A 331-nucleotide genomic window follows, 5' to 3' on the forward strand; every position below is an offset into this window, starting at 1 on the left:
AAGACTTATCAAGCGCATGGACCAGGTGTTCGCATTCCTGAAGAAACAGGAAACGGATCTTGTGCGTCCGGCTTGTGAAGCTCTGGCCGGAGCCAGCACACAGATAACCATAAGCCTTTCATCCTTACTTTCGGAAGAAAAGTTCAGGCGGTTCCTGAAGGATAACAAGGAACTGCTTGCCGGGATAATCAACAGCTCCGACAACAACGGCAAGGCCATAGGCAAGACAGAAAAAGCGGTGCGGGATGCAGATTCAACTATCAGGAAGAACCAGGAGATTATCTTCAAGCGGATAGAAGCCAGCGAAACGGCACAACTCAAAGCCATGCAA

At 49.5% G+C, this 331-nt stretch carries 1 pseudogene; it reads left to right on the forward strand.

The features are described 5' to 3' along the window. Positions 1 to 331: pseudogene (locus tag M3090_RS15715) on the forward strand (clindamycin resistance transfer factor btgA); the annotation flags it as partial.

Source organism: Bacteroides sp. ET71, from assembly GCF_023336905.1.
Lineage (GTDB): Bacteria > Bacteroidota > Bacteroidia > Bacteroidales > Bacteroidaceae > Bacteroides.